General features: G+C 40.8%; 2 protein-coding genes and 2 pseudogenes. 3 read left to right on the forward strand and 1 reads right to left on the reverse strand.

Annotation, left to right across the window (positions count from 1 at the left end; genetic code table 11):
- Positions 1-250: pseudogene (locus F6K37_RS42750) on the forward strand (ATP-binding protein); the annotation flags it as partial.
- A 186-nt stretch (positions 251-436) separates the two neighbouring features.
- On the opposite strand, the gene F6K37_RS42755 reads toward F6K37_RS42750, so the two are convergent.
- Positions 437-610: a hypothetical protein gene (locus tag F6K37_RS42755; protein ID WP_287257268.1), complete on the reverse strand. Its 174-nt coding sequence runs from the start codon at positions 608-610 to the stop codon at positions 437-439.
- Positions 611-665: 55 nt separating this feature from the next.
- On the opposite strand from F6K37_RS42755, the pseudogene F6K37_RS45965 reads away from it, so the two are divergent.
- Both F6K37_RS45965 and F6K37_RS42765 read left to right on the forward strand, forming a co-directional pair.
- Positions 666-896: pseudogene (locus F6K37_RS45965) on the forward strand (addiction module protein).
- A gap of 131 nt (positions 897-1027) precedes the next feature.
- Positions 1028-1159 carry a hypothetical protein gene (locus F6K37_RS42765; RefSeq protein WP_267875520.1) on the forward strand — a complete coding sequence of 44 codons (132 nt, stop codon included), beginning with the start codon at positions 1028-1030 and terminating at the stop codon, positions 1157-1159.
- Positions 1160-1327 lie beyond the last annotated feature (168 nt).

Consider the following 1327-nt stretch of genomic DNA (forward strand, 5'->3'; position numbering starts at 1 on the left):
TATGGTCTTCGAGTCATTACTGATGCTGCTTCCAGCTAATCAGGCTCATCTTTTAGAATCCCTCGCCCTAGACCCTACCGACAAGCCACAAAGTCGAGATTATATTCAAAAGCATTACCTATCAAGAGGGGGTTCTCTCCAAGGAGCGATCGCTGGATTGCAGCACAAAGGTTTGATTTATGGCTCTGAACAAGGCTACCGACTGGCTTTACCTCTGTTTGCTTTGTGGCTTTGCAAGCGGCTGAGTTGATATAGCTTTTGTATCTGGGTTGTGAAGATACTTGCGCTTGGCAAGAGGCAAGAGGCAATAGGCAATAGGCAATAGGCAATAGGCAATAGGCATGCTAGCAAGAGGGGAAAAAGATCCTAAGTTTTATTGTCCAATAAAAAAAGACCATACAGGTTGACATCTCAAATACAAATGCGCTTATCAAGCTCAACAGATGCACCTCAAGTAGCGTGACCGTAGGTCAATCGCATTTTTATTCTGTGTTATGTTTAGTACTTTTTTGCTAAACTCTGGGTATCCTCTATCCTGTAGTAATATCATGTCAGGATAGTTACCCTTAATAAAAATCTCTACCATCTCCCCATCTCCCCATCTCCCCATCTCCCCATCTCCCCACACTTTTATGATCAGTATTCAACCGGAGTTGATATAAATTATGGTCTCTGTTGAACAAGTAATGAAAGAAGCTTTATCTTTGCCCAGTGCATGGAGAGCATTGTTGGCTCAGAAGCTGGTTTAAAGTCTTGAGTTTGATGTAGATGAGAAACTGCAAACACTTTGGGTAAGTGAAGCTAAGAAGCGTCGAGATGAAATCCGAAGTGGTATGGTTCAGCCTATTCCTGGAGAGGAAGGGTTAGCTAGAGTGAGGCGACTTCTGGAGCCATGAAATATGTGTTTTAACCATGATAATGTTGGTTATAAATAATGACAAAAAACGCATTATTTAAAATAAAAAATGCGTTGAATCGAAAAGGCTTGATAAAATTAGTAATATCAAATACAGCGTTATTCATAACTATGAGATACACAGAATTTTTTCCCTGTTCCCAGATCCGCTGTTCCCTGCTCCGTTCGCTTTCGGCTTTGCCGAAAGCGTGGCCTACGGCCTTAGTCCCTAAAACCCAGAGATTTGTACCTGACCGAATTTAAAACCGCTATATTTTAAAACCGCTATATATAGATGGTCGAAGCTGGGGGGGTGACGAAAATAGTTATAAAGCAGACAGGGCAAGCGATCTAGCTCTCATTCCTCGTAAATAATACTTCTGTTTATTACGATTAAGTTTCATTAATTCTTGTATTAAATCAATAAGTTCA

This window comes from Moorena sp. SIO4E2, from assembly GCF_010671945.1.
Taxonomy (GTDB): domain Bacteria; phylum Cyanobacteriota; class Cyanobacteriia; order Cyanobacteriales; family Coleofasciculaceae; genus Moorena; species Moorena producens.

Bases quoted from the DNA above. Each gene is read 5' to 3' on its own strand.
- F6K37_RS42755 (WP_287257268.1), bottom strand. From the start codon at position 610: ATGGGGAGATGGGGAGATGGGGAGATGGTAGAGATTTTTATTAAGGGT.
- F6K37_RS42765 (WP_267875520.1), top strand. From the start codon at position 1,028: ATGAGATACACAGAATTTTTTCCCTGTTCCCAGATCCGCTGTTCCCTG.